This is a genomic window from Bacillota bacterium (assembly GCA_012518215.1).
Classification (GTDB): domain Bacteria; phylum Bacillota; class Dethiobacteria; order DTU022; family PWGO01; genus JAAYSV01.
The window spans coordinates 43118-49847 of sequence record JAAYSV010000053.1 but is presented as its reverse complement, the minus strand read 5'-3'; the positions used below and the strand labels follow the sequence as shown (position 1 = coordinate 49847).

General features: G+C 45.8%; 8 protein-coding genes. 2 read left to right on the top strand and 6 right to left on the bottom strand.

What is annotated here, in order from left to right; genetic code table 11:
- The first annotated feature begins 377 nt into the window (after positions 1-377).
- Both GX364_08940 and lnt read left to right on the top strand, forming a co-directional pair.
- A complete protein-coding gene (locus GX364_08940; protein ID NLI70974.1) occupies positions 378-1211 on the top strand; it encodes a hypothetical protein in 834 nt (277 codons plus the stop codon).
- A 309-nt stretch (positions 1212-1520) separates the two neighbouring features.
- A complete protein-coding gene (gene lnt / locus GX364_08935; GenBank protein NLI70973.1) occupies positions 1521-3044 on the top strand; it encodes an apolipoprotein N-acyltransferase in 1524 nt (507 codons plus the stop codon).
- Here the strand turns inward: lnt and GX364_08930 are convergent.
- The 6 genes from GX364_08930 to GX364_08905 all read right to left on the bottom strand — a co-directional run bounded on the left by GX364_08930 (position 3025) and on the right by GX364_08905 (position 6672).
- Complete coding sequence (locus tag GX364_08930) at positions 3025-4200, bottom strand: hypothetical protein (GenBank protein NLI70972.1); 1176 nt, start codon at positions 4198-4200, stop codon at positions 3025-3027. The genes lnt and GX364_08930 overlap by 20 nt on opposite strands.
- Positions 4201-4203: 3 nt before the next feature.
- A complete protein-coding gene (locus GX364_08925; GenBank protein NLI70971.1) occupies positions 4204-4833 on the bottom strand; it encodes a molybdenum cofactor guanylyltransferase in 630 nt (209 codons plus the stop codon).
- Entirely contained in the window at positions 4826-5596 is a 771-nt protein-coding gene (gene tatC, locus GX364_08920; GenBank protein ID NLI70970.1) for a twin-arginine translocase subunit TatC, read from the bottom strand. The genes GX364_08925 and tatC overlap by 8 nt, the downstream gene beginning before the upstream one ends.
- Before the next feature lie 21 nt (positions 5597-5617).
- Positions 5618-5818, bottom strand: coding sequence for a twin-arginine translocase TatA/TatE family subunit (locus GX364_08915; GenBank protein NLI70969.1), 201 nt, complete (start codon positions 5816-5818; stop codon positions 5618-5620).
- A 146-nt stretch (positions 5819-5964) separates the two neighbouring features.
- A complete protein-coding gene (locus GX364_08910; protein NLI70968.1) occupies positions 5965-6159 on the bottom strand; it encodes a twin-arginine translocase TatA/TatE family subunit in 195 nt (64 codons plus the stop codon).
- A 273-nt stretch (positions 6160-6432) separates the two neighbouring features.
- Positions 6433-6672, bottom strand: a complete 240-nt coding sequence (locus GX364_08905) for a hypothetical protein (GenBank protein NLI70967.1) — start codon at positions 6670-6672, stop codon at positions 6433-6435.
- Positions 6673-6730: the final 58 nt, after the last annotated feature.

The following is a 6730-nucleotide window of genomic DNA, read 5'->3' as shown; positions in this document are numbered from 1 at the left end:
GAAACATGCCGTTACTGCAGGGAGGCTTCAGTTTCACCAGGGAAGCTATTAAAAGTTTGATAGATAAAAAAGTGTGTTAAAAATTACGGGGTTCTCTCTTTTTTCCTAAAGTAGGTTGACACCGTCTTAAAAATATCCTTACAATCATTTCCTTGATACACTTATGATATAATATTGGAAAGGGAAAGGCAGCCTGGATATGGAAAAATATATAGCCAATATGCCAAATAAACAATTGCTTGTTCCTGTCTTCAACCGAAACTTATTTTCAATGGGATCGAAAATAGAATCAAAGCGGACAAATAGTTATTTTTGAATTGATATGCATTCAAGGCAAACAGGCTAACTTTTAGCTAGAAAATCGGGGGTTTGATTTTATGGCTCTGCGTAAATCTATGTTATTTGACCGTATTTGCAAAGAAGGTCTCTATGAAGATTTTATTGATTTTGCAACTTTCATGTGGTGGACAAGGAGATATTCATTTTTTAATTCTGCCCTTATCCTTCTTCAAAGGCCTGGAGCTGTACATATCGAGACCGAAGAAACTTGGAGAGAGAAATATTGTAGGCACATACTACCTGACGTTACTCCCATAGTAATCTTGCAGCCATTCGGGCCCATAAACTTTGTATACGATTTTGCTGACACTTACGGTGAAATGGTTCCTGATATCATGCGTGATGATTTTCAACTTCCAATACCAGATCCAAGGGTTGGCAAGTTTCTCCCCGCCTTGATACGTACAGTTAACCAACTGGGAATTTACTATGGTGAAGCTACATTTGGTTCTAGACAGGCTGGCCAAGCGGAATATCTTGAAAAAGCTATGAAGATCAAAATCTTTGAAAAGGAGAAAAAAGTAGAGTTATCTACTCATTTGGCTATAACAGTAAATAAGCATTTTAACGATGACCGGAAAGTAACCGCTATTTTGCATGAGATAGGACATATCCTATGCGGCCACCTCACCAGGGACAAGGGTAATAAAATGCTGAGGGTGCCCGACAGATCAAAAGAAGAACTCTCCAAAGAGCAAAAGGAATTTGAAGCCGAAAAGGTATGTGAGTTGATATGCAAAGCTATGGGGATGGCTTATGACAACAAGGATTATCTGGAAGGTTACTTGATAAATGGCGCCGAACCCTATTTTTCAGTGAGATTGGTAATAGAAGCTGCTGACAGGTTTATGAAAATAAATAGTACATATTAGCCATTATTCAATTGTTTAACTGGCGTCTTCCCCAAAAAGGTGCCTTTTTCATGCCCATTCCATGTTGGAACTTTTCTCCTCTCCTTTTTTCGATGCACAAATCAATATTCAAGGAGTAAGGCCTTTCTTTTCTGCCAATCCAATCCCCATATAAATCTTCTCCCCGACAACCATTTACTTGTACAATATCCGGCGATGCAGGTACACTTGAAGTGTATTGCATGTTAGTGTTAATATTTATCGGGGAGTATGGAGGTAGTGCTGTATATACTGAATCGGTAGCAAATATATTATCACCGGGGTATGACGATGAAGAAACAAACATTTTTGTTATTTTCCCTTCCGTTGCTTTCCGCATTTTTGTTGATTCTGGCTTTTCCCCGATTCAACCTCTGGTATATGGCCTGGTTTGCTCTGATCCCCGCGATTGTTTTTTTGCTGGGTTCCCGGCCGGGAACAGCATTTTGGGGCGGCCTGGTTTTCGGGGCCATCTTTCATTTTTACATCAATTTCTTTGTCAATGAAGCACTTTTCGATTTCTTGCCACGCAATCTTGCCCTACTGGCCTTCGTGCTGCTGATCACTTATTTAAGTCTGTTTTATGGACTGTGCTTCTATGCGCTCAACCGGATCAAGGATATTGTATCGCCGATTTCCATGGTTTTTTTATTTTCATTTCTTTGGGTACTTATGGAATATCTGCGTTCCGCGGGTTTTCTCGGGTATACCGCGGGGTATCTCGGGTACACACAGTGGAACATCCCTGTTATCCTCAGGATTGCCAGCGTTTACGGTTACTGGGGGCTTCCTTTTTTGATGTTCGCTTTGCAGGCCATGATCGCTCTCTGGATCAAGAACCTGTTGAGTAACAGAAGCCTGGGCAAGGTTTTGCTGGTGTGGATGATCATAGCCGGCCTGGGCCTGGGGCTGCCTTCTTTTTTCCCTGTAACCAGGGAAAATCAGACCAGAAACATCGCCCTGATTCAGGCCAACATCAGCCAAAACAATTTGCTTGAAGGCGCACGTGAGAATCTGGAACGATACGAAAATCTTTCCCGGGACGCGGCCGCACAATATGGGGATCTTGACCTGATCGTCTGGGCAGAAACCGTCCTTTCCACGGCGCTGGCCGGGGGACGGGATACTCTTCCCGAGGTCAGGCAACTGTCCGAGGATCTGCAGGTTCCTATTATTTACGGCGCCATGGTCCGGAAGGATGATGGACTTTACAATTCCATGATCCTGCTCATCCCCGGCCGGGAAGATCTTCAATCATGCAGCAAGAAGTACCTGGTACCGATTGTGGAATATTTCCCGCTGAACGATTTTTTGAACCGTTGGTTGAATTTAAGAGTTATACTGGGAACCTACGAACGGGGGAAAGGGATCAATGTTTTTGATCTGGATAGCCTGCCTCTGTCCGGAGTGATATGCTTCGAGAGTTTTTTTGGAAGCTACACGAGGCAATTTGCCGCCGCGGGAGCAAAACACCTTTTCATTATCAGCAATGATAACTGGCTCAAAAACAGCAATGGCCTGGACCAGCATGCCCACATGGTCATGATCCGCGCTGCCGAGATGGGCGTGGGCGTAACACAGGTTGCCAATTCGGGTATAACCATCTCCGCCGATTTTACCGGCAAGGAACTTCTACGTTCAAATATCGATGAGGTGAAGATTCTCCGGCTGGAAACCGACTTTGCCGGGCGCAATACCGTCTACCGCGTGGGCGGGGATTATTTTATCATCCTGGGCTGTCTATATGTTTTCTTTTCCATCGCGAAAAACATATTCCTGCACCGCAAAACCAACGCTACTTCAAGAAACCCTTGATCAGGACTATCGGTGTTCCGGCATCCGATGAACCACTGACCAGATCAGCCAGGCTGGCCAGAACATCCCCCAAAGGCCTGGGCGTGGTACCCTCGGATTCAATGGTGCCCTGAATAACTGTTTCTTCCTTTTTCTTTTTTTCAAGCATCTTTTCCACTGACTCGATATCGGCCCCTTTGCTCAAATACATGTCGGCCAGATACTTGTATTTTATCCCTTCCCTCAGACGATTCAACCCGTCGGTGGCAGCAAATACAGGGCGCGGATCGGCCAGCTCGTAGATTCCGCTGGTGGGATCGCAATAAGCCCCGTCTCCATAAATCAAAACCTCTATTTTCCGGCCCAGTTCGGTGGCAATCGAATTCTGCAAAGAAAGGACAAATTGCCGTCCATCACGCGGTGCCAGTTTGATATTGTCTCCCGAGCTTATGTTACTCCCAAGAACCCCCCATTCGGACCGGCTCTTGCCGCTGTTGCAAATCTCCTGCAAGGTTATGCAGTTTTTGATGATTTTGCCGATAGCCGCCTTTGTTTTTTCCCGGCTATGGATGTCGGCAGCAATCACCCCGTGCAAGGAAAAGGCCGTGATGGCCTGTGGGTCGTTGGACAATATTACTTTCGGTACCGCTCCCGCTTCCCTGACCGTGTCTTTGTAAAGAGATATATAATCAACCCCGGTCACAGGGTGCCGTGGCTTGTATCCTTCCAGATCCGACTCGGTAATGGTGTCACATTCTGTCTTGGCCAATCGCTCGACAAATTCAGGATCAACAAGGCGATTTCCAACTTCATCGCATGGAAATGAAAATTGGATGACCACCTCTCCCCGTGGAACTGCCCGCGCAATACCCCTGAGAACCTGGACAAAACGGTTGCGGCTGGTGATGGGGAAAACAACACCGACACGCCCATCGGATGGCAAGGATAGTTTTTCTGTTACTTCGCGGGCCACATCGTCGATGGTCACAAAATTGTTCTGTGCACGGGCCACGACTGATTCGGTAATACAGATAATGTCATTGTCATCGATCAGCCCATCCCTGCTGCATTTTTCGAGGGCCTCAAGGATCAGCTCCTCCAGATTCATCCCGGGAGCGATCACCCCCATCTTGATTCCAAAAGCCATCGGACCAAGGTAATTTGGCAACTTGCCCATTGATTACCCCCCCAAGATCTTTCTTGTTTGCTCTTCCTCAAAATATATCTGCCGGGCAGTTTTGAAAGCTACATCGGTATTGATATTGAAAAATGCCTTCTGTTCCGGATCAACTTCCAGGATTTTTTCTTCCTCGATATACCTGATATTCAAGTGGCAATACAGCTCAGCAACCTTGAATTTACCCGCAAGCAGATGCTTTTCAATGGTAGCAATGCTCCTCTTGTGATAAAAAGCATGAAGTGGTTGTACATATTCCCCTACACGGGGAATAACCGCATCGTACCCGGGTATCATACTGTGCATGTATTCGATCAGCAATATATTTACAAAAGGCATGTCGCAAGCAATAACAAAATTGTGAGTGCCTGTCGATCTTTCAAGCCCGGCATGCAGCCCCCGCAAGGAAGATTTTCTGTAACTGGTGAAGACATCCCCGGTTAAAATAACCGGCAGGTGCCGCAGCGGATCGGGAAGATCGGTTACAATGATAATTTCAGAGAAATATTCTTGCAGTTTTTCTACCATTATCTCGACAATCAATTTATCGCCGAATCTTAGCAGGGCTTTTGGCTGTCCCAGTCTTTTATTTTCTCCCCCGGCTAAAATAATCGCCGCTGTTTTCTCAGTCATATTCTTCTCCAATTCCGGGTGTATTGATTTCTTCCGCAGCCCCCTTCTTGATCCCCTTCCTCTCCGAGAATACCACGACCATGATCCCGATTTCGTACAATCCCTGCAACGGAATGGCCAGAAGTATCTGGGAAATGATGTCCGGCGGCGTGAGAATAGCTGCTACAACCAGAATGATCAACAAGGCGTACTTCCGATTGCGCTTCAAGGTCTTTGCGGTGATCAAACCAATTTTACTCAGTATCCACATCGCCAACGGCAGCTGAAAGAAAAGGCCACAACACAATATTAAATTTATTGTAAAAGATATATAATCACCGATGTTGAACAAAGGTGTAAGCCGCTCGGTTTCAAATTGAATAAAAAAATGAAGAACCAACCGCACGATAACATAGTAAGCAAAAAGGGCCCCGCCAGCAAAAAGGGTTACCGCACCACCCGTAAGCCCCAGCAAAAATTTTTTCTCATGACGGTACAAACCCGGGAAAATAAAAGCCATCAGTTCATAGATCAATACCGGAAAAGCAAGGGCCAGACCCGCAACCGCGGCCAGGCGCATATTGGCCATGAATGCTTCCGGGGGAGAAAAAAAGAACAGCTTCATGCCCCCGCCGGGTTTAACCAGAAGATAACGGAGATAGTCGACCCGGGTAAAACAAAAAATGGCAGCCGCAATAAAAGTAGCAGCAGAAATTAAAATGCGCAGCCGTAATTCTCCCAGATGTTCCAATACCGTCATGGAATCTTTACGGTGTTTGTTCAAATCAATCCCTCAGAAATACTGCTAGTCGTTAATTTCCTGTTCTTCACCCGATGTCTCGGGGGCGGCCTGTTTTTTTGGTTTCCCGCGCAACCCATCTTTAAGCTCCGTAACGCTTTGACCAATGGCTTTTGCCAAACTGGGCAATTTCCCGGGACCAAATATGAGCAGGACCACCGCCAGAATCAACACCAGTTCCAACGGGCCAATCTTTCCTCCCAACATCTGTCATTACCTCCTTTGACATGATCAAATATAGTTAAACATTTTGGAAATCAGGCTGTACCTGACTGACCGGGCCCGGCAGGGTTTCTGCACCCTCTTCCAGGCCCCCTTCGATATAAAATAAGTGTACAGGTATCCTCAATCATTTATTCGCCCTGATCGTCTTCTTCCAGATCCACCCCGGTAACATCTATGCTTTTTCTGATATCGCTTGCTGCCTTCCGGAACTCATTGATGCTTTTTCCTATTGCCCTGCCGATCTCGGGCAACTTGGTTGGACCAAAGACAATCAAGGCCACTACCAGCACTACTACTATCTCCCATATTCCGATTTTACCCAATCAACACACCCCCGCAACAGCCCTCGACCCTTTGACTGCTAGCCTTTCCGATGTTTTATTCTACGTTGTAACGAACAAATCCTTTAAACAAAACTTTCAATTGCATACGCACATCACATCAATTATATACAAAGCAATACATTTAAACAATATTTCCAATGTTTAAATGTTGGAAACGTGCGGGTGCGCCTGTCCGGCTGAAAAGACATGCATGACAGAATGTTGCTTCCCGTTCAATGGCTCCCTTCGGGCCATCGGGGAAGCTGCAAAATATTATTGGCCCGATCGGGGTTCTGTACCGGAAGCTATAATTTCCCTGGCCGATATCAGCAAATTTTCGGGAACCATGATTTCAACCCCGATCTCCTGCCCGAAAACAACTTTCAACCCTTTGTACGGCCCGGTGTATTCCTTGCGAGCAGGAATATCAAAGGTCGCCAGGAGGCTGCATATGATATCAGCCTCTGTATCATTGTAGGCTTCCGTTAAAAGAACCCAATCCTTTCCCGTCATCCTTGACACAACCCCCGTTTGACAGCATTGTACTTATCCCTTAGTATTTATTTTGCGG